Annotated in this window: 14 protein-coding genes; 10 read left to right on the forward strand and 4 right to left on the reverse strand. The window is 40.0% G+C overall.

Features of this window, described 5'->3' with window-relative positions; all coding sequences use genetic code 11:
- Positions 1-9: 9 nt before the first annotated feature.
- The 3 genes from JEP71_RS09045 to JEP71_RS09055 form a co-directional block, all read right to left on the reverse strand.
- Positions 10-1119, reverse strand: coding sequence for an ATP-binding protein (locus tag JEP71_RS09045; RefSeq protein WP_100159446.1), 1110 nt, complete (start codon positions 1117-1119; stop codon positions 10-12).
- Between the two features lie 25 nt (positions 1120-1144).
- Positions 1145-4873, reverse strand: a complete 3729-nt coding sequence (locus tag JEP71_RS09050) for a DUF4132 domain-containing protein (protein ID WP_198626120.1) — start codon at positions 4871-4873, stop codon at positions 1145-1147.
- Positions 4874-5253: 380 nt separating this feature from the next.
- Positions 5254-6384: a multidrug effflux MFS transporter gene (locus JEP71_RS09055; RefSeq protein WP_198620412.1), complete on the reverse strand. Its 1131-nt coding sequence runs from the start codon at positions 6382-6384 to the stop codon at positions 5254-5256.
- A gap of 102 nt (positions 6385-6486) precedes the next feature.
- On the opposite strand from JEP71_RS09055, the gene JEP71_RS09060 reads away from it, so the two are divergent.
- Positions 6487-7248: an AraC family transcriptional regulator gene (locus JEP71_RS09060; RefSeq protein ID WP_198626121.1), complete on the forward strand. Its 762-nt coding sequence runs from the start codon at positions 6487-6489 to the stop codon at positions 7246-7248.
- 80 nt (positions 7249-7328) lie between these two features.
- Here JEP71_RS09060 and JEP71_RS09065 read toward each other — a convergent pair whose 3' ends face one another.
- A complete protein-coding gene (locus JEP71_RS09065; protein WP_100159450.1) occupies positions 7329-8612 on the reverse strand; it encodes a citrate synthase in 1284 nt (427 codons plus the stop codon).
- Between the two features lie 623 nt (positions 8613-9235).
- Between JEP71_RS09065 and sdhC the strand changes: the two genes are divergently transcribed.
- The 9 genes from sdhC (at position 9236) to cydA (ending at position 21992) form a co-directional block, all read left to right on the forward strand.
- The gene (sdhC, locus tag JEP71_RS09070) at positions 9236-9616 is read left to right on the forward strand and encodes a succinate dehydrogenase cytochrome b556 subunit (protein ID WP_129586864.1); all 381 of its coding nucleotides are present in this window, start codon (positions 9236-9238) and stop codon (positions 9614-9616) included.
- Entirely contained in the window at positions 9610-9954 is a 345-nt protein-coding gene (sdhD, locus tag JEP71_RS09075) for a succinate dehydrogenase membrane anchor subunit (protein WP_006537664.1), read from the forward strand. Before sdhC ends, sdhD begins: the two co-directional genes overlap by 7 nt.
- A complete protein-coding gene (gene sdhA / locus JEP71_RS09080) occupies positions 9954-11720 on the forward strand; it encodes a succinate dehydrogenase flavoprotein subunit (protein ID WP_023581183.1) in 1767 nt (588 codons plus the stop codon). The genes sdhD and sdhA overlap by 1 nt, the downstream gene beginning before the upstream one ends.
- 34 nt (positions 11721-11754) lie before the next feature.
- Positions 11755-12471, forward strand: a complete 717-nt coding sequence (locus tag JEP71_RS09085) for a succinate dehydrogenase iron-sulfur subunit (protein ID WP_006537662.1) — start codon at positions 11755-11757, stop codon at positions 12469-12471.
- Positions 12472-12715: 244 nt separating this feature from the next.
- Positions 12716-15520 (forward strand): 2-oxoglutarate dehydrogenase E1 component, encoded by a 2805-nt coding sequence (gene sucA, locus JEP71_RS09090; RefSeq protein WP_109373950.1) that lies wholly within the window; start codon positions 12716-12718, stop codon positions 15518-15520.
- A gap of 13 nt (positions 15521-15533) precedes the next feature.
- Positions 15534-16739, forward strand: a complete 1206-nt coding sequence (gene odhB, locus JEP71_RS09095; protein WP_023581185.1) for a 2-oxoglutarate dehydrogenase complex dihydrolipoyllysine-residue succinyltransferase — start codon at positions 15534-15536, stop codon at positions 16737-16739.
- 161 nt (positions 16740-16900) lie between these two features.
- Positions 16901-18067, forward strand: a complete 1167-nt coding sequence (gene sucC, locus JEP71_RS09100) for an ADP-forming succinate--CoA ligase subunit beta (protein ID WP_198626122.1) — start codon at positions 16901-16903, stop codon at positions 18065-18067.
- A complete protein-coding gene (gene sucD / locus JEP71_RS09105) occupies positions 18067-18936 on the forward strand; it encodes a succinate--CoA ligase subunit alpha (protein ID WP_006537657.1) in 870 nt (289 codons plus the stop codon). Before sucC ends, sucD begins: the two co-directional genes overlap by 1 nt.
- Positions 18937-20423: 1487 nt before the next feature.
- Positions 20424-21992, forward strand: a complete 1569-nt coding sequence (cydA, locus tag JEP71_RS09110) for a cytochrome ubiquinol oxidase subunit I (RefSeq protein ID WP_198626123.1) — start codon at positions 20424-20426, stop codon at positions 21990-21992.
- Positions 21993-22002: the final 10 nt, after the last annotated feature.

A 22002-nucleotide genomic window follows, 5' to 3' on the forward strand; every position in this document is an offset into this window, starting at 1 on the left:
CTTAGCGTTTTATTGCCAAAACTCTTTTGATGCATCAAAGAAAGCTTTCCACTCTTTACTGTTTCTTGCTCTCTCTCTGGCTACGTTGTCCATGTAATAACGAATACGTTTGATATCATCAGCATTGTCTTTTAATACAACACCAATTAGTTGGCGGGCAATTGCACCTGCATTCATTACACCATCACCTAAATAATGTGCTTCTAAAGCACAAGCATAAGCAATGTTCACGGCTTCTGCGGTTGACATAACCGCATCAGGTGTTTTGATATTGCCACCATCTTTCGTATTACCTGAACGCAACTCTTGGAATGTTGTGACCAGTAATTCCACAACATCTGCGGGTACAGTGACTTCATTTGCTAAAGAGCCTAATTCATTTTCAAGCTGTGATTGGATTAAGCTAATTTCAAATGCAGGATCACGAATAGGTTTCACGGTTTCAAAGTTAAAACGGCGCTTTAATGCAGCCGACATTTCATGAACACCGCGATCACGTAAGTTTGCTGTACCAATAAGGTTAAATCCCGGTTTTGCACTAATACGTGCACCATCACCCATTTCAGGGATCATCAATTGTTTCTCTGACATCAAGGAAACCAGCACATCCTGAATTTCAGGCGGGCAACGGGTTATCTCTTCAAAGCGAACAATTTTACCTTGCAACATACCTTGATAAAGTGGTGATCCCACTAAAGCGCGTTCTGTTGGGCCTTCTGCTAATAGCAATGCATAGTTCCAAGAATACTTAATATGATCTTCTGTTGTGCCGGCAGTGCCTTGGATAGTTAATCCTGAATCACCACTGATGGCAGCAGCAAAAAGCTCTGAGAGCATTGATTTTGCTGTACCAGGTTCACCAACCAGCATTAAACCTTGTTTACCCAATAATGTGACAATTGCACGATCAACCAATGCATCATCGCCGAAAAACTTAGGTGTGATGCCTAATGCATCATCACCTAAAATAAATTGGCGTACAGCACGAGGAGAGCGAAGCCATCCTTGTGGTTTAGGATTATTAGCATCAGCTTTTGTTAAACGCTCTAACTCTTGGGCAAATCGAACCTCAGCGCTTTCCCTAATTGCTTGTTGATCTGCGGGTGCTTTTTTAGCCATATTTTTTCCTAATTATCCCTATTCTTTACCAAGGTGTTTTCTTTTCCCATTCAGGATCAAATCCTGCACAAGCTTCAGCGACTTTTAGATAATCAGCATAGCTTTCTGCTAATAGAATGGGTGGTACATCTTTTAGCTCAACATTATTACGATCCCAGTAATCTTGCTGATTTTTTTCAAAGCTCAAATCAAATAAGACCGCTGGAATGTTTTCTTCTGGAACATAGCTACCACTGAAACCGATATTTACATAGTAGTTTAAACTAGAGAAGAATTTGTAATAGTGAGAGAACGAACCACCATCTTCAGCTGGTCCACGTTGATAGCCCATTTTGGTTAAAATGCCACGTAGTGTGAAGGTATCAGTGATCCAACCTTTTCTATCTTCAATCTCAGTCAGTTTTAGATCTAACTCAGGGATTTTATGTTCCATTTGTGAGAACAAGAATTTCACTTTGTAATCTTTGAAATGAGCCATCCATGCCTTACGTTCATCTTCATTAACCAATGCTGCGTGAGCAAGCTGGATCAACGAATCGTTTTGTAAAGTCACTTCATCATCTTCTAGATCAAGCAATGCACCGTCATCAGAAGGACGGAATGTATTGATAACCTTGCCATCTTTCACTTCTTGCCAAACCAGTTGTTCAATCAGTTTATGCATGATTGGGTGAGCTAAGATATATTCTTGCCAATCTGCGCTTAACCACTGACGTTGAGCACACATGGCTTCATATAAACGCACACTTTGTAGCTCAATAACTTGTTTAAGTTCTTTTTTACTTGAAGTGAAGAGTTTTTTCGCTTCTTTGATAAGCTCTGCATCGTCATTTTTACGCGCAGCAGGTAAGGCTTTAACTTCTTTACCTTCAGGATTAAACAAGACCAGTTTTTGTTTTGCATCCATCTTCGCGGTAAAGATACGCTCACCATATTCCAGTACTAATGTACCAGTATCATCAAAGCCTGCGGTTGGAATGGTTCTATCTGCTAATTCATCAGCACTCCAGCCATTACGCTCAGCAATTTGCGTGACTAAATTACGGGCTTTTTCTTGTACAGACGCGGTGCGATAGCGACGTGATAATGAAAGAAGAAGCTGAATGATAATAGGATCATTGCTTGATGCTACCGCATCAATCATGGCTTCAATTTGCGCACGGCGCTGATAGTGATCACGCATATAGTTACGTAATACAGATACTGCAACATGGCCTTCAATACCGCAAACCAGGGCAAGCATACCTTTATCACTAATGGCAGAGCCTAAATAACGACGTAGCACCTCGTTTTTAATCTCTTCAATCACTTGCTCTAAAGTATAGGTTTCATATTTAGCATAATATTCAGGATAACGTTTAGCCCAATCTTTGTATTGCGTTAAGCGAGAAGGGGCATTTTTTCGCGCTTCTAACATCGCTTCTTCAAGTGTTGGTCCTTTAATATCCTGAGCCACGAAGGTATGCAGAATAAAGCTTGAAAGTTTATGTTGGCTATCGGTAGAAAGCAGTCCGATATAACGTTGTAATAACGCGTTTCCTCCTGGCATTTTTAGTTTTACTGCCAGAATAATCCACCAACGAATAATCGCTGGATCAACTGCTTTTTTGTTTTCCCACGTTAATGCAGGAATAGCATCAAAGTTAAACCAAGCAAGGCTTGCAGGTGCTTTGGCTTTAAGACCTTTTTCAGCTTCAGCTAATAGCGTTTTTGGTGATAAATAACTTGAGATATCTTCACCAAGTTCCTCTAACGCTGTTAATAAAGAGGCTCGTACTACTTCGCGTTTTTCTTTTTTCAATAAGGCATTCAATGCAGGCAATGATTCTGGATTTTTTAAACGTGCCAACCACTCAATAGCGGTAACGCGAATTTCTTGTTTCGCAGAAGATAAACCTTCTTGAGCACTTGTATGAATATTTGGTAGTGTCTCAAGTAAATTCTGCGCTGAAACGCGGTGCATTTTATTTTCACCCAATGCCAGCTCCATAATTCGAGGCACGAATTGTGCTGGAATGGTAGGGAAACGACCTAGTACTTTAATGCCTTGTGAAATTTCAAACTGGCGATAGCGACGCTCGCTTTGACTTGGCATTAAATTCAGCGCTTCAGCGATATAATCTGGATGTTGAGAGAAGAAAGGCCAAATTTGCTCTGGTCTACGGAAGCGTTTTAAACCATCTTCATAAGATTCTAAACATAATGCAGCAGTCAGGCGGGTTGCATTTTTAAAGTTGCAACGTTGCAGCACGTCTTCAAGATGGCGTAATTCAATATCACTAAACAAGCGTTCAGGAATTTCGCCATTAAAATAATGAGAGGAGAAGTGATCGGCATGTTGGCGATTATTCACTATCACACGTACAGCATGAAATAGAGTATATTCAGGTAAATTTAAAACACGATTTTTATGTTTAATGATTTGAATTTCATTTGATTGAATAGAGCCTTGTCCACTATTCAGTTTATCTACTATTGCACGACACTGTTTTTCATCAATTTTAGATAAATCTTTTAAATGGCGTTGTGCCCAATTATAAGTGTGTTTAGCCGTTTTATTTTCTTCAATTTCACGTTCAGCATTTTCTTTGGCTTTGACTAAGATCTCATTGAAGTTATTGACCATCATATCGCGAACGCTATCAGGTAATGGCGTGTCTTCTAATGGCGTAAAATCAGGAGTCTCAATGGCCTCTACGGTATTGGCATCTTCTGCAACATTAAAACGTAGTAGGGCGCTTTCAATACTTTTCATTACCGATTTTGAGGTTTCATGTTTTAACGCTTCTTCTAGTACATCACGGTTTTCACCTTGGCGTGCAAATAAATCTGCTGCTTGAGTACGTTGTTTTGGCGTACCATTTATTAAAACATGGGTAAGATTTTGTTTAACAATTTCAGGCGGTAAGGTGACTAAAATTGGCTCTGCGGCTTTTTTAACGGTTTTTAAACTGCTGGTGGCAAGTAAAACGATAATATCTGCAAAGGTGTCACGTAATACGGTATTCTTATTTAAGTAATTAATCAGTTCTACTAAGCCGTTAGCTGAAAGTTTTTCAATTAATTCTTTTCGGATAAATTCTTGATGCGTCATTAAATAATCAGAGAGATCATCTAATTCATAAATACGTTTAAGATTAGTGGCATAGTATTCAGAAATGTCTTTTCTATCAAACACAGCAAATAAGGCATTTTCACCTGCAATATTCGCTTCTTGTTCGACCATATTGGCAATAAATGCCATATTCCAATGTTTACGGTGTTCTAAGTTTAGATTACGCGCATTTTCATAGGTGTTATAAAATACGTCAATAAGCAGATAAAGCACCCAAGATGGCACTTCTTTGGTTGTTATTTTGATATTGATATCTTGGCAAGCCGCAGCCAGCACTTTTCCGTAACGAGCCACTTGTTCTGCTGAAAAGCCATCACCGACTTTAGAATAGAGTTTGTGTCGAGCATTTAGCCCTTGCGTGATAATTTTACTGTATTTTCCTGTATTTACGCCATGTGCATACCACCACTCTAACGTACCGGGCTTATCAAAGTAAACGGCCGCTTTTGAAGCATCCAGCTTATTTAATTCAAAAAGCACTTCAGGGTTTTCACCTGTAAGGACATAATTTAATGCACGTTTAGGTAATCCTTCATCGAATACAGCAAGTAATACGAGGGATTCTTGGAGGTGTTTTTCAGTAATTGCGACGTCTTTTTTCCCAAAAATAGGAAAAATGTCTAAGATTTTTTTTATCACGCCAGTTCCTTAAGCTATGTATGGATAAACAGTTTTTTTTACCATGAAATAGCAATGCGAACAATTTGATTATCACTATCATAAATAAAGATAAGAGGTGTTATTGGTTAAATTAATAGAGATAAACGCTAAAAAATTTAACTGAACTTTATTAATATTCAATTTAGCTTTATATAAATAGGTATATTAGGAAAAAGTGCTGAAAATGAAGAAATGAGAATAAAGGTGTTTTTTGTTGAATTTAAAAAGATTAAGAATTGTCTGTTTAGCAAAATAAGCGTTAACCCTTAGCTAAATTGATTAAAAATTAACAGTAAAAAACGAAACTTAATATTGCTAGAAAAAATCCCGTACCTTTTATTCAGTGCGGGATCAATTTATTATTTTGTCGTTTGACGAGAAAAAGAGAGTAACAATGAACCTAGACTACAAATCAGTAAAGTGATTGCTAAACTTTGACCCCATCCCGCAAGAGCAAGCCCGCCACCAATTAATAGATAGTAGAATAAACCTAATAATGCCCCCGCAGTGCCTAAACGATCTTTATATTGTGCTAATGCTGTGGCTAAAATATTTGGAATAGCAATGCCATAAGCCACAACACTGGCCATCATCGGAATAACAAAGCTAATGTGGTTACGTAATAAATAAACACCGACTGCACTTATCAACGCAATAAAACTCGCGAGTAATACTAATTTCTCACACTGCCAATGCTGGTTTAATAAGGCTTTATTAATATAAGAACCTATGCCCACACCTATTGCTAACACAATACCACTATAGCCAAAAGTACTTGCGCTATAACCTTGATTATCAAACATAAAAGGAGCCAATTGATAATAAGCAAATAGGCTGATATTAAAAAAGGCAATTAATAATACTGTTTTAGCAATTTGCTTATCCTTAAGCATGTTTATTGCAGTTTCTCCTAACGGTGCTGTTTTTACTGTTTTAGGGCGACTTTCAGGTAAAGCAAAAGTACTCCATAACAGTAAAATCATAGCGAGGAGGGCAAGGCCACTAAATACACCTTGGTAACCAGCATAACTCACTAATAATGAACCACTTAGCATCCCAATTGCTGGGCTTAGAGCGATAGCTGCCCCCATAACAGAGAAAACTTTAGCCAGTTCATCACCACTGTACACATCACGCATAATGGTTTGTGTGCCGACTGAGCCTACCGCAGCACCAAAAGCAGAGAGCATGCGCAGCCCAAGTAATACAGAAAAGTCATTGGTCATAAAAACGCCAAGGCAAGCAATAGCATAAATAAACAACCCAGCTAACATTGTCGGACGACGACCAATGACATCACATAATCGACCCCATATAATGACGCCCAATGCAAACGCAAAGAAATAGAGCGAAAGTGTTTGTCCAGCCTCGTTTGCACTGACATAAAAGCCGTTTGCAATATCAGTAAGTGCTGGGCTATAAATGGTTTCTGCAATTTGTGGAAACATCATTAACGCAATTGCTAACCATAAAGAGAGTTTTTTGTTCATCTTTTTTATCCTACATCCTTAAATCTTGATGAACAGAATACAGAGATAATGAATGTCTCGTTATATATATAAAGACATATTATATTTCAAATAGGACAAGTGATGGCTTGGCTTAATCAATACGACCACTTTGTGCCAGAAGAGCATCTTGCATCAGTCGTTGGTATTGCAGCAGAAATGGGAAAGCACGATTCAGGATTTCATTCTCATGATAGAGGGCAGTTATTATTTACGCAGTCAGGATGTATGCGAATTACTTTGGCCACCCGCGTTTCTGTATTACCTCCCATGAGGATTGCGTGGATCCCCCCAAGAGTTGAGCATCGAGTCGAAATGTATGCCTCTGTTGGATATCGTTCAGTTTATATTAGTGAAGAATTTCATGATAATTTTCCAATTGAGAGTGAAATATTAACAATTTCACCTCTTTTACGAGAAATATTAGAGCGAATTTCCATTGCTGATTTTGATACTCAATGGGAAGAAGGGCGCTACGCTAATTTATTGGCAGTTTTCTTTGATGAAATCACTCAGGCACCGCGACAACCCAATCATTTATTTATGCCTAAAGATAGACGGCTAAGTCGTTTATCCTTTGATGATTTACCGCCAGCATTACAAGAAATGGCAAAGTTCGTAGGGGCGAGTGAAAAAACGATCACACGCTTATTTTACAAAGAAACAGGACTGAGCTATCAACAATGGCGCCAACAATGGCGGTTAATGAAAGCCATTGAGTTGTTAGCTACCCATCATCGCTATATTGATATTAGCCAGATATTAGGATTTGCCAGTGATAGTGCCTTTATTACCTTTTTTAAAAAAATGACAGGGCAAACTCCGCAAGAATATTTAAAAAGCTGATTAGATTTTGTTGATAATTTTAAAACATAAAGCCCCGATTTAAACGGGGCTTAGCAAGATAAATAATTAATAAAACTCAATTATTTCTTTTTAATTTCACTTTTGAAATCGCGCTCATCATAACCAGTATAAAGCTGACGAGGACGCGCAATTTTCAGACCATCTTCGTGCATTTCATTCCAGTGAGCAATCCAACCAATTGTACGTGCAATAGCAAAAATAACCGTAAACATATTGGATGGGATACCTAACGCTTTAAGGATAATACCAGAGTAGAAGTCAACGTTAGGGTACAGTTTTTTCTCAATAAAATACGGGTCGTTTAGGGCAATACGTTCTAATTCCATTGCCACTTCAAGTAAGCTGTCATTGAGGTTTAATTCTTTTAACACTTCATGACAGGTTTCACGCATTACTGTTGCACGAGGATCGTAGTTTTTGTAAACACGGTGACCAAAGCCCATTAAACGGAAGGAGTCATTTTTATCTTTTGCACGTTTAATAAATTCAGGAATGTGTTCAACCGTTTTGATCTCTTCCAGCATACGCAGACAAGCTTCGTTAGCACCACCGTGAGCTGGCCCCCAAAGTGACGCGATCCCTGCTGCGATACAGGCAAATGGGTTTGCACCAGAAGAGCCCGCAGTACGTACAGTCGAGGTTGATGCATTTTGCTCGTGATCTGCGTGAAGGATGAAAATTCTATCCATTGCACGTTCAAGTACTGGATTAACAACATACTCTTCGCATGGTGTTGCAAACATCATATGCAAGAAGTTACCTGCATAGGAGAGGTCATTTTTTGGATAAACAAAAGGTTGGCCAATCGAGTATTTGTAACACATCGCTGCCACTGTTGGCATTTTTGATAGTAGGCGATAAGCCGTGATATCACGGTGAACTGGATTACTGACATCCAATGCATCGTGATAGAACGCAGCTAAAGCCCCTGTAACACCACACAGTACGGCCATTGGGTGTGAGTCACGACGGAACCCATTGAACAGTCGGGTGATTTGTTCATGGATCATGGTGTGACGAGTTACTGTGGTTTTAAATTTATCGTATTGCTCCTGTGTCGGTGCTTCACCGTACAGCAGGATATAACAGACTTCCAAGTATGTTGATTCAGTCGCTAATTGCCCGATAGGGAAACCACGGTGAAGTAAGATACCGTTATCACCATCAATAAAAGTGATTTTTGACTCACAAGAGGCGGTTGAGGTAAAGCCGGGATCATAGGTGTAATAACCTTTGGAGCCGAGAGTACGAATATCAATAACTTTGGAACCGAGTGTAGGGGATAGAACGTCCAAGTCTACAGATGTTTCAGCAATCGTTAGCTTAGCTTTGTTATCAGCCATTTATAATCTCCTTAGCGCTTATATGTCTCCTAACAATATCGAGGGTATCTTCATAAAGATGCACTTCGATAGTGAAACTATAGTTGATGTAAGGTACCCAGCCGAGTTTTATTTAGTGCCCGTAATGTCTAGGTCTATAGTGTGTCACTTATGTTAAGGAGCTTTTGATGTTATGTTTTTTTAGGTGCTTTTTTATGCAATGCACTTAGAATTAGTACTGCTATCACTTTTACATAAGTTTGAGGTTTCTGGAAGCGTGTTTGCGCACAAAAAAAACATAAACATTAAAATAATGCAGTGAATGTAATAAAAATGTTGTGTATGTGTCAAAAATGATAATCATTTTTGCATCGGATGTATTAAATAGTGATCCCTCTCACTGTTCGAGGCAAATGTCGGGCACACAAGTTGTGTGGTAATTGTAATAATTTTGTGAAGCACTTATACTGCGCGCAGGTCTCCGGAACCGTTGTTGTATGGAGAACCAGCGTAACGAATCCACACTTTTTGTAAAATAGACGGATTTAACATTTTACTTAAAATGTGCCTTTGTACCCCATTCGCTGTTTGATTTCCATCCAGGTCCGGAGGAAGGAAAAATTATAAAAGCTGTGTGGGCATAAATTGTGAAAAAACAAAGACCTGTCAATCTGGATTTACAGACGATACAGTTTCCACTCCCTGCTATCGCATCGATCTTACATCGTGTCTCTGGGGTTATCATGTTAGTCGCAGTTGGCATCTTACTGTGGTTACTTGGCACCTCTCTCTCCTCTCCTGAAGGTTTTCAGCAAGCTGCTGAAATTATGACTGGCTTCTTCGCGAAATTTATTTTGTGGGGCATCCTAACGGCATTGGCATATCACATTTGTGGTGGTATTCGTCATATGTTAATGGACTTCGGCTTTATTGATGAAACCTTGATTGTAGGTCGCAACTCAGCGGCTGCATCAATGGTTATTACAGTTATTTTATCAATATTGGCGGGGGTATTAGTATGGTAAGTAATTCTTCTACTTTAGGCCGTACTGGCATACAGGATTGGTTATTCCTTCGTGCCTCAGCCATTATTATTGTTTTATATGTTCTTTATCTTGTGGGATTTATTGCTACAACAGAAATAACCTATGAGGTATGGCGTGGGTTCTTTAGCTCATCCTTAACCAAAGTGTTCACCATCTTGACCCTGCTTTCTATTCTTATTCACGCGTGGATCGGAATGTGGCAAGTGTTAACGGACTATATTAAACCGCTGGCATTACGCCTGACTTTACAACTGATTATTGTTGTTGCGCTGTTGGTTTATCTTATTTATGGAACAATTGTGGTGTGGGGTGTGTAATGAATCTGCCAGTAAGAGAGTTTGATGCCGTTGTTATTGGTGCAGGTGGTGCTGGTATGCGTGCCGCTTTACAGATTTCTCAAATGGGTCTGTCTTGTGCACTGATTTCTAAAGTTTTTCCTACTCGTTCTCATACTGTTTCCGCTCAAGGTGGTATTACAGTTGCACTGGGTAATACCCATGAGGATAACTGGGAATGGCACATGTACGATACGGTAAAAGGTTCCGACTATATTGGTGACCAAGACGCTATCGAATATATGTGTAAAACCGGCCCTGAAGCAATTTTAGAGCTAGAACATATGGGACTCCCATTTTCTCGCCTAGATGATGGTCGTATTTATCAGCGTCCATTTGGTGGTCAGTCAAAAAACTTTGGTGGTGAACAAGCTGCACGTACAGCTGCTGCTGCTGACCGTACTGGGCACGCATTGTTGCATACCCTTTATCAGCAAAATTTAAAAAATCACACAACCATCTTTTCAGAGTGGTATTCACTGGATTTAGTGAAAAACCAAGATGGCGATATCGTTGGTTGTACTGCAATTTGCATCGAAACGGGTGAAGTCGTTTATTTCAAAGCAAACGCTACGATTTTAGCTACTGGCGGTGCAGGTCGTATTTACCAGTCAACCACAAATGCGCATATCAACACAGGTGATGGTGTGGGTATGGCTGTTCGCGCAGGTGTTCCTCTGCAAGATATGGAAATGTGGCAATTCCACCCAACGGGTATTGCGGGTGCGGGCGTATTAGTGACTGAAGGTTGTCGTGGTGAAGGCGGATATCTGTTAAATAAAGACGGTGAACGCTTTATGGAACGTTACGCACCGAACGCCAAAGACCTTGCCGGCCGCGATGTGGTTGCGCGTTCTATTATGATCGAAATTCGTGAAGGTCGTGGTTGTGATGGTCCTTGGGGCCCTCATGCGAAATTAAAACTCGATCATCTGGGTAAAGAAGTTCTTGAGTCTCGTTTACCAGGTATTCTTGATCTTTCTCGTACTTTCGCACACGTTGACCCAGTTAAAGAACCAATTCCTGTTATACCTACTTGTCACTATATGATGGGGGGTATTCCAACAAAAGTAACGGGTCAAGCTATTCGTGTGAACGAGAAGGGCGAAGATGTCGTTATTCCTGGATTGTTCGCAGTAGGTGAAATTGCTTGTGTATCTGTTCATGGTGCAAACCGCTTAGGTGGTAACTCACTGTTAGACCTCGTTGTATTTGGTCGTTCAGCAGGAGTTCACTTAAAAGAGTCACTGATGGAACAAGGTACAATGCGTGATGCGAGCGATTCTGATGTTGAAGCCGCATTAACTCGCTTAAATCGCTGGGAAAACAACCGCTCTGGTGAAGATCCAGTTGAAATCCGTAAAGCGCTGCAATCTTGTATGCAACATAACTTCTCGGTATTCCGTGAAGGCGATGCAATGGCAAAAGGCTTAGAAGAACTGAAAGTTATTCGTGAGCGCTTACAAAATGCACGACTGGATGATAATTCAAGTGAATTTAATACACAGCGTATTGAATGCTTAGAATTAGATAACCTGATGGAAACTGCTTATGCCACTGCGGTATCTGCAAACTTCCGTACAGAAAGCCGTGGAGCTCATAGCCGTTTCGATTTCCCAGAACGTGATGATGCGAACTGGTTATGCCATACATTATATCAACCGCAAACCGAAACAATGACACGACGTGAAGTCAATATGCAGCCAAAACTGCGTGAAGCCTTCCCACCAAAAGTGCGTACATATTAATTAGCGGTGTTATTGAAGTTGCGGAGACTTAAATATGAAACTTGAATTTTCGATTTATCGTTACAATCCCGACGTTGATAATGCGCCGCATATGCAAGATTACACCCTCGAAGTTCCTGAAGGGCGTGACATGATGCTGTTGGATGCATTAATTCAATTAAAGGAAAAAGATCCTACCTTATCGTTCCGTCGCTCTTGTCGTGAAGGTGTTTGCGGCTCTGATGGCGTGAACATGAATGGTAAAAATGGTTTGGCTTGTATCACACCTATTTCATCTTTACAGAAAGGAAGTAAGAAAATTGTGATCAGACCGTTACCCGGTTTACCAGTAATTCGTGATTTAATAGTGGATATGACTCAGTTCTATACACAGTATGAGAAAATTCGCCCGTATTTAATTAATAATGGCAAAAATCCTCCTGCTCGTGAGAACTTACAGTCACCAGAACAGCGTGAAAAGCTTGATGGACTTTATGATTGTATCCTTTGTGCTTGTTGTTCAACCTCTTGCCCGTCATTCTGGTGGAATCCAGATAAGTTTATCGGACCTGCTGGATTGTTAGCGGCTTATCGTTTCTTGATTGATAGTCGTGATACAGAAACTGAATCTCGTCTTGATGATCTTAACGATGCGTTCAGTGTGTTCCGTTGTCATGGCATCATGAACTGTGTCAGCGTATGTCCTAAAGGACTTAATCCAACAAAAGCGATTGGTCATATTAAGTCAATGTTGTTAAAACGTAGTGCATAAAATAATAACCGCCCTAAAATAGTTAGGGCGGTTAATGGAAAAACTAAATTAGACGTTTGCGGTAAAAATAGTAAGGCACCTTTAAACACTGAAGACAGTGCTTAAAGGTTCCTTGAGAGCTAAAGCTCCATATTTAAAGAACCTGCGAGATAGCGGGTCATAAGAGAACCTTGCAATCGACACCGTTTAATCACGGTATTAGTTATCCACGGCGAACTAAAGCTGTATAGCTTAAGGGATCATAATGCAGAACGGCGCAATGAAGGACTGGCTAGAATCAACTTTTCTAGCAGGAGAGAATCAGTCTTACATAGAAGATATCTATGAAGATTACCTAACTGACCCAAACTCTGTTGACGAAAGTTGGAGAGAGATTTTTCAACAACTGCCCGCAAGTCAAGGCATAGAACAGTCGCATTCTCAAACCCGCGACTACTTCAGACGCCTCGCAAAAGAATCCACTCGATATCATACCTCGGTAAGCGATCCGGCAATGGACTCAAAACAAGTTAAAGTTTTGCAGCTCATCAATGCCTTCCGTTTTCGTGGTCACCAAAACGCTAATCTCGACCCACTTGGTTTATGGAAACAAGAATCTGTTCCAGATTTAGATCCCGCTTTCCATAATCTAACTAAAGAAGACTTTGAAGAAACTTTCAACGTCGGTTCTTTTGCTATCGGCAAAGAAACGATGAAATTAGGTGATTTATATGAAGCACTGAAACGCATTTACTGTGGTTCAATCGGTGCTGAATATATGCATATCACTAATACTGAAGAAAAACGCTGGCTACAACAACGTTTAGAATCAGTGAATGTTGCAGACCAATTCACTAAAGAAGAAAAGTTACGCTTCCTGACAGAGCTAACAGCAGCTGAAGGCTTAGAGCGCTATTTAGGCGCGAAATTCCCAGGTGCAAAACGCTTCTCTTTAGAAGGTGGTGATGCATTAGTTCCGATGTTAAAAGATTTAATTCGCCATGCAGGCAAACAAGACACTCGTGAAGTGGTTCTTGGTATGGCACACCGTGGACGTTTAAACGTTCTGGTTAATATCCTAGGTAAAAAACCGGCTGATTTATTTGATGAATTTGCGGGTATTCATAAAGAGCATTTGGGAACAGGTGATGTTAAATATCACCAAGGTTTCTCGTCTGATTTTGCGACTGAAGGAGCGCAAGTTCACCTTGCATTAGCCTTTAACCCGTCTCACTTAGAGATTGTTAGCCCTGTTGTTATCGGTTCTGTTCGTGCTCGTCGTGATCGTTTAGATGAAGCGCGTAGCAATATGGTTCTTCCTATCACTATTCATGGTGATGCTGCTGTGACTGGTCAAGGTGTTGTGCAAGAAACCCTGAACATGTCTCAAGCGCGTGGCTATGAAGTAGGCGGTACAGTTCGTATTGTTATCAATAACCAAGTTGGTTTTACGACTTCAAATCCAAAAGATGCCCGTTCAACACAATACTGTACTGATATTGTGAAAATGGTTCAGGCACCAATTTTCCACGTTAATGCAGATGATCCTGAAGCAGTCGCTTTTGTAACTCGCTTAGCATTGGATTTCCGTAATACCTTTAAACGCGATGTGATGATTGATCTCGTTTGTTACCGTCGTCATGGTCACAACGAAGCTGATGAGCCAAATGCGACTCAGCCTCTGATGTATCAAAAAATCAAAAAACATCCAACTCCACGTAAAATTTATGCGGATAAACTGGTTGCACAATCATTGCTTGATGCCAATGATGTGACTGAACTGGTTAATCTCTATCGCGATGCGCTGGATCGTGGTGATTGTGTTGTTGAAGAATACCGCCCAATGGGTCTGCATTCTTACACATGGGAACCGTATTTAAATCACGAATGGAATGAAGAGTATCCACATAAAGTAGAGAAAACGCGTTTACAAGATTTAGCGCGCCGTGTGAGTACCGTTCCTTCAGAAATCGTGATGCAGTCTCGTGTTGAGAAAATTTATGCTGACCGTGCTGTTATGGCAGAAGGTGAGAAACTACTCGACTGGGGTGCAGCAGAAACATTAGCGTATGCGACTTTAGTTGACCAAGGTATCACCATTCGTCTTTCTGGTGAAGATGCGGGACGTGGTACATTCTTCCATCGTCATGCCGTTATTCATAATCAAACAAATGGCTCTGTTTATGTACCATTAGCTAATGTTCATAATGCTCAAGGACAATTTAATGTCTGGGACTCTGTATTAACAGAAGAAGCAGTACTTGCATTTGAATATGGTTATGCCACAACGGAACCTCGTGGTTTAACGATTTGGGAAGCACAATTTGGTGACTTCGCAAACGTTGCTCAAGTGGTTATCGACCAATTTATTAGCTCTGGTGAGCAAAAATGGGGTCGTATGTGTGGTTTAGTCATGCTGTTACCACATGGTTATGAAGGCCAAGGTCCTGAGCACTCCTCTGCACGTTTAGAACGTTATCTGCAACTGTGTGCAGAACAAAATATGCAGGTTTGTGTGCCATCAACTCCGGCTCAGGTTTACCATATGTTACGCCGTCAAGCGTTACGTGGTATGCGTCGCCCACTTATCGTAATGTCACCAAAATCACTGTTACGTCATCCATTAGCGGTTTCTGCATTGGATGAATTAGCAAATGGTAAATTCTTACCTGTCATTGGTGAAATTGATGATTTAAAACCTGCTGATGTGAAACGTGTTGTGATGTGTTCCGGTAAGGTTTACTACGATTTATTAGAACAGCGTCGTGCTAATGAGCAAAACAACGTTGCCATTATTCGTATTGAACAACTGTATCCATTCCCTCACGAAGATATTGCGCAAATTCTCGCACCTTATGCTCATGTAAAAGAGTTTATTTGGTGTCAAGAAGAGCCTCTGAATCAAGGTGCTTGGTACTGTAGTCAGCATAACTTCCGTGATGCTATTCCTACAGGCGCAACATTACGTTATGCAGGACGTCCTGCATCAGCCTCTCCAGCAGTTGGTTATACCTCTGTTCATCAGGAGCAACAAAAAGCTCTGGTTGAAGATGCACTGAAAGTTGAATAAATAAGGATAGAAAATGAGTAGTGTAGATATTCTAGTACCGGATCTCCCTGAATCAGTTGCTGACGCATCAGTCGCAACTTGGCATAAAAAACCTGGTGATAGCATTCAACGCGATGAAGTGCTGGTTGAAATCGAAACAGATAAAGTTGTTTTAGAAGTCCCTGCAAGTGAAGCAGGTGTTTTAGAAAGTATTCTTGAAGAAGAAGGCGCTACTGTTGGTTCACGCCAATTACTAGGCCGTATTCGTTTAGGTGATAGCACTGGCATTCCTGCTGATGTGAAACCTGCTCAAGATAGCACTCCAGCACAGCGTCAAAGTGCTGATATTGCTGAAAAAGGCAATAATGATGCCTTAAGTCCAACAGCGCGTCGCTTAGTGGCTGAACATGATATTAACCCTGCTGATGTGAAAGGTAGTGGTGTGGGTGGACGTTTAACTCGCCAAGATATCGAAGGTCATGTTGCGAATAAATCAACGGCACAACCGGTAGCAGAAGTTCCTCAAGCACTGTTATCTCACCGTAGCGAAAAACGTGTACCAATGACACGTTTACGTAAACGTGTAGCAGAGCGCTTGTTAGAAGCGAAAAATACCACTGCAATGTTGACAACGTTTAACGAAATCAACATGCAACCAATCAAAGATTTGCGTGCCCAGTATGGTGAAGCATTCGAAAAACGCCACGGTGTACGTTTAGGCTTTATGTCTTTCTATATTAAAGCGGTTGTTGAAGCACTGAAACGCTATCCAGAAGTCAATGCTTCTATCGATGGTACTGATGTGGTTTATCACAACTACTTCGATATCAGTATTGCAGTATCAACACCGCGTGGTCTGGTAACACCAGTATTACGTGATGCGGATGCAATGAGCATGGCGGATATTGAGAAAAACATCAAAGCGTTAGCGGTAAAAGGCCGTGACGGTAAGTTAACTGTTGAAGACTTAACAGGTGGTAACTTCACTATCACAAATGGCGGTGTTTTCGGTTCATTAATGTCAACTCCAATTATCAACCCACCACAAAGTGCCATTTTAGGGATGCATGCAATTAAAGATCGCCCAATGGCAGTAGATGGTCAGGTTGTTATTCTACCAATGATGTATCTGGCTCTGTCTTATGACCACCGTTTAATTGATGGTCGTGAGTCTGTCGGTTTCTTAGTAACCGTTAAAGAGATGCTAGAGGATCCAGCTCGTTTATTACTGGATGTATAGGTAATAAATATCGCTTTTAGGCAGGAGATGCTCCTCCTGCCTACTTAGCAACAGACACAAGCATCAAAGAAGTACAGTGTGTTCGTGAAGCCAGATTTCTCTGGCTTATAGTCAAAAAAATAAGAAAGCCCGACTTTCAACAAGATTATGGATAGAACATCATGAATTTACACGAGTATCAGGCAAAACAGCTTTTCACACGGTATGGATTACCAGCACCTGCTGGTTTCGCCTGTTCCACGCCGCGCGAGGCAGAAGAAGCTGCATCAAAAATCGGTCAGGGCCCTTGGGTCGTGAAATGTCAGGTTCACGCGGGTGGACGTGGTAAAGCGGGCGGCGTAAAAGTCGTTAAATCTAAAGAAGAGATCCGTGCATTTGCTGAACAATGGTTAGGCAAACGTTTAGTCACTTATCAAACAGACGCTAATGGTCAGCCTGTTACACAGATTTTAGTTGAAGCTGCAACTGATATTGCTAAAGAGCTTTATCTTGGAGCGGTTGTTGACCGTGGTACCCGTCGCGTTGTCTTTATGGCCTCAACAGAAGGCGGCGTTGAAATTGAGAAAGTGGCAGAAGAAATGCCAGAACTTATTCATCGCGCCATTATTGATCCACTGACAGGCCCTATGCCTTATCAGGGAAGAGAATTAGCATTTAAACTGGGTTTAAAAGGCAAGCAAGTTAGTCAATTTGCTAAAATCTTTATGGGATTAGCCTCTATTTTCTTAGAGCGCGACCTTGCTTTAATCGAAATTAACCCACTGGTTATTACTAAAGAAGACGATCTGATTTGTCTTGATGGTAAATTAGGCGTAGATAGCAACGCGTTGTATCGTCAACCAGAAATGCGTGAAATGCACGATCCTTCACAAGAAGATCCTCGTGAAGCACAAGCTGCACAATGGGAACTGAACTACGTTGCATTAGATGGCAACATTGGCTGTATGGTCAATGGTGCTGGTTTAGCGATGGGGACAATGGATATCGTTAAACTCCACGGTGGCGAGCCTGCAAACTTCCTCGATGTAGGTGGTGGTGCAACAAAAGAGCGCGTAACTGAAGCATTTAAGATTATTTTGTCAGATGAAAATGTCAGTGCTGTATTAGTCAACATTTTCGGCGGTATTGTTCGTTGTGACTTAATCGCAGACGGTATTATTGGCGCAGTTGAAGAAGTTGGCGTTAATGTTCCTGTGGTTGTTCGTCTTGAAGGAAACAATGCAGAGTTAGGCACCAAGAAATTAGCGGATAGTGGATTAAATATTATCGCTGCTAAAAGCTTAACTGATGCCGCGAAACAAGTTGTTGCAGCAGCGGAGGCAAAATAATGTCTATTTTAATCGATAAGAATACCAAAGTAATTTGCCAAGGCTTCACGGGTAGCCAAGGAACATTCCACTCTGAGCAAGCTATTGCTTATGGTACGCAAATGGTCGGTGGTGTAACACCAGGTAAAGGCGGTACTACGCACTTAGGTTTACCTGTATTTAATACAGTACGTGAAGCTGTTGAAGCAACAGGTGCAACTGCGACAGTTATCTATGTACCCGCACCATTTTGTAAAGATTCAATCTTAGAAGCGATTGATGCAGGCATCAAACTAATTATTACTATTACTGAAGGTATTCCTACGCTGGATATGCTGACTGTTAAAGTTAAATTAGATGAAGCTGGCGTACGTATGATTGGCCCTAACTGCCCGGGTGTTATCACGCCAGGTGAATGTAAGATTGGTATTATGCCAGGACACATCCACTTACCAGGCAAAGTAGGTATTGTATCTCGCTCAGGTACATTAACTTATGAAGCGGTTAAGCAAACAACGGACGTTGGCTTAGGCCAATCAACCTGTGTTGGTATTGGTGGCGACCCAATTCCGGGTTCTAACTTTATTGATATTCTGAAGCTATTCCAAGAAGATCCACAAACTGAAGCGATTGTGATGATCGGTGAAATTGGGGGCACCGCAGAAGAAGAAGCGGCTGCTTATATCAAAGATCACGTCACTAAGCCTGTCGTTGGCTATATCGCGGGTGTAACAGCGCCTAAAGGTAAACGTATGGGACATGCGGGTGCCATTATTGCTGGTGGTAAAGGCACTGCGGACGAGAAATTTGCTGCCCTAGAAGCTGCTGGTGTTAAAACAGTTCGTAGCTTAGCGGATATCGGCGAAGCAATTAAATCACTGATCAAGTAAGTAACAATTCTGTTAATAATTTCAGATTGATACTATTTTAAATGCCAGTTTTCTAAAAAGAAGCTGGCATTTTTTATTTCTAGTTTCATTTAATAGTCATATCAATAGCTGATATTGTAATTAACACATCAATATCCTACCTAAATTTACGCTAATAAATTGTTTTATATTGTCTTTTTCTTAAATTGATCTGTATTCAAAACATCATTTTTCTATTTATTTACTTTCTTGTAGAGCCTAAAAATAATGATATAAACCATAAATAAGTCTCCTGAATTGTTAAAAATAATATTTTAAATACGTGTTTTGAGTGAAAAAGAGTGTCGTTAGAAAAAATGAACACTTGTTTCATGTTGTTTTCAATATAAGTGCTTCTATAAATATCGTAATAACTAGCTTTAATTTTATACAAGGATCACGCTGTAAGACTGATTTTTGCTAAGAAAATAGACTTTTAAACATGTTAATGAATGCGTGGGGAAGAGGGGGAAGGTAAGTTCTTTGATAGGAAAAAATACCTTTTTATTATGATAAAACATCAAAATGACGATTAAAGATGAATTATGACCTTCTTACCGTTATAAAAATTGATAATAAGACGTTCGTGAGGATCTCGAAAAGCACCCTATTTAGATAAGAGAATATAGTAAAAGAGTTTTTGTGTTTTTGCTCATTCCATTCAATAAATAACTTATTTTTATTGGATATCTGATTGATTTTTATTGATATTTATTTTTATTGATAATAACGGATTCGTGCTTTATCAATTAAATACACATTTATTGCACTTCGTTTATTTAGAATAAAAAAGAAACTAAAAAAGAAATAACATTAGGAATGGATAATCAAGATCAGATTTTTTATATATCTTTATTAGATAAAATAATTAAGAGTATTTTTTTATATTTACATTTTTGTAAATTTCAACTTATTAATTAATAGATTATTTTTTTAAAATATTTATTATTTACCTGCAAAAAAATGAAATTGATATTAAAATTAATAAAACACAATTAAAAGTGTTTATTTTTAAGTCTTTTATGAAAATAAAAAGTTAATTTTTTTATGGAAAATATAAGGAGGTAAATTACACTTAAAAATAAAAACAACATTGCATTAACACAATGGTAACTATTGGGTAATTTATTCGCAACTAGTTAACATTAAAGTGTTTTTTTGATGTGGGTCAAGTTATTAATTGTGGCAAAAATTTCTGAATATGCTTAAATTGGCACACGATCAAATATGCTGTTACAAACCTAAAAGTCGTATTGTTGACCTAAGCTCAGAATTCAAATCTGGGTCACGCAAAATATATTTATTATATGTAAATATAAGCGTACTATTTGTAAGGTATTGTGTTTTTGGTCTTTAATATTCGTTGTTGTTTTTAGAGGCATTTATTGCTGGTAGTTATGAGGCTTTATAATTTAATAAAGTCGGGTTGCCGCAAGTCGGTGTCTTCCTGCTAGGAGCAAGGAGTCAAGATGTTTGATATTGTCGAACTGTCACGGTTACAGTTTGCCTTAACAGCAATGTATCACTTCCTGTTTGTCCCATTAACGCTGGGTATGGCGTTTATGCTGGCAATCATGGAAACGATATATGTTCTGTCGGGTAAACAAGTTTACAAAGATATGACAAAGTTCTGGGGTAAGTTATTTGGTATTAACTTTGCTCTGGGTGTCGCAACTGGGTTGACCATGGAGTTCCAATTTGGTACTAACTGGTCATATTTCTCTCATTACGTCGGTGATATCTTCGGTGCGCCTTTAGCAATCGAAGGTTTAATGGCGTTCTTCTTAGAATCAACTTTCGTCGGATTGTTCTTCTTTGGCTGGGATCGCTTAGGTAAGAAGCAGCACTTGATGGTAACTTGGTTAGTTGCTTTCGGTTCTAACTTCTCTGCACTGTGGATCCTTGTTGCGAATGGTTGGATGCAAAACCCTGTCGCTGCAGACTTCAACTTTGAAACCATGCGAATGGAAATGTTGAGTTTTGCTGATCTGGTTTTAAACCCTGTCGCTCAAGTTAAATTTGTTCACACCGTTGCTGCTGGTTACTGTACTGGTGCATTCTTTGTTCTGGGTATCAGCTCTTACTACTTGCTCAAAGGTCGTGATATCGGTTTTGCAAAACGTTCTTTCGCAGTTGCTGCTACTTTTGGTATCGCAGCTGTATTATCTGTTATCGTACTGGGTGATGAATCTGGTTACGAAATGGGTGACGTACAGAAAACCAAACTGGCTGCAATTGAAGGTGAATGGCATACAGAAGCCGCTCCAGCTGCATTTAATCTGATTGCATTCCCTAATCAAGAAAAAATGGAAAACTCGTTTGCATTACAAATCCCTTATGTGATGGGTATTATTGCAACGCGTTCTTTCGATACACCAGTATTAGGTCTTAATGATCTGATGAGTCAACACGAAGTTCGTATTCGTAATGGTATGAAAGCTTACGAATTATTAAGTGAATTGCGTTCAGGTAATACTGATCCTGCTATTCGTGCTGCCTTTAATGACGCTAAACAAGACTTAGGCTACGGTTTATTACTGAAGCGTTATACTGATAAAGTTGTTGATGCAACAGAAGAGCAAATCAAATCTGCTGCAAAAGACACTATTCCTAATGTCGCACCACTGTTTTGGTCATTCCGTATCATGGTTGCCGCAGGCTTCCTGATGTTACTGGTTGTTGCGATTTCCTTCTGGACAGTTCTGTCTAACCGTATTGGTAACTATAAATGGTTACTGCGTACTGCTCTGTTAAGTATTCCATTACCATGGATTGCAGTTGAAGCAGGTTGGTTTGTTGCAGAATATGGACGTCAACCGTGGGCAATTGGTGAAATCCTTCCTACGGCTGTAGCAACTTCTTCACTGACACAGGCTGATATCCTTGTATCTATGGGTCTTATCTGTGGTCTGTACACATTATTCCTAGTTGCTGAAATGTTCCTGATGTTCAAATTTGGTCGCCTTGGGCCGAGTAGCCTGAAGACGGGTCGCTATCACTTTGAACAGAAGAACGCATCTTCTGCACAAAGTAAGTAACACAGGAGTC

The sequence above is a fragment of the Proteus sp. PR00224 genome (assembly GCF_016238105.1).
Taxonomy (GTDB): domain Bacteria; phylum Pseudomonadota; class Gammaproteobacteria; order Enterobacterales; family Enterobacteriaceae; genus Proteus.

Coding starts and splice junctions, on each gene's coding strand:
- JEP71_RS09085 (WP_006537662.1), top strand. CDS start 11,755: ATGAAACTTGAATTTTCGATTTATCGTTACAATCCCGACGTTGATAAT.
- JEP71_RS09065 (WP_100159450.1), bottom strand. CDS start 8,612: ATGGCTGATAACAAAGCTAAGCTAACGATTGCTGAAACATCTGTAGAC.
- sucA (WP_109373950.1), top strand. CDS start 12,716: ATGCAGAACGGCGCAATGAAGGACTGGCTAGAATCAACTTTTCTAGCA.
- sdhA (WP_023581183.1), top strand. CDS start 9,954: ATGAATCTGCCAGTAAGAGAGTTTGATGCCGTTGTTATTGGTGCAGGT.
- odhB (WP_023581185.1), top strand. CDS start 15,534: ATGAGTAGTGTAGATATTCTAGTACCGGATCTCCCTGAATCAGTTGCT.
- JEP71_RS09045 (WP_100159446.1), bottom strand. CDS start 1,119: ATGGCTAAAAAAGCACCCGCAGATCAACAAGCAATTAGGGAAAGCGCT.
- sucD (WP_006537657.1), top strand. CDS start 18,067: ATGTCTATTTTAATCGATAAGAATACCAAAGTAATTTGCCAAGGCTTC.
- sucC (WP_198626122.1), top strand. CDS start 16,901: ATGAATTTACACGAGTATCAGGCAAAACAGCTTTTCACACGGTATGGA.
- sdhD (WP_006537664.1), top strand. CDS start 9,610: ATGGTAAGTAATTCTTCTACTTTAGGCCGTACTGGCATACAGGATTGG.
- cydA (WP_198626123.1), top strand. CDS start 20,424: ATGTTTGATATTGTCGAACTGTCACGGTTACAGTTTGCCTTAACAGCA.
- JEP71_RS09060 (WP_198626121.1), top strand. CDS start 6,487: ATGGCTTGGCTTAATCAATACGACCACTTTGTGCCAGAAGAGCATCTT.
- JEP71_RS09055 (WP_198620412.1), bottom strand. CDS start 6,384: ATGAACAAAAAACTCTCTTTATGGTTAGCAATTGCGTTAATGATGTTT.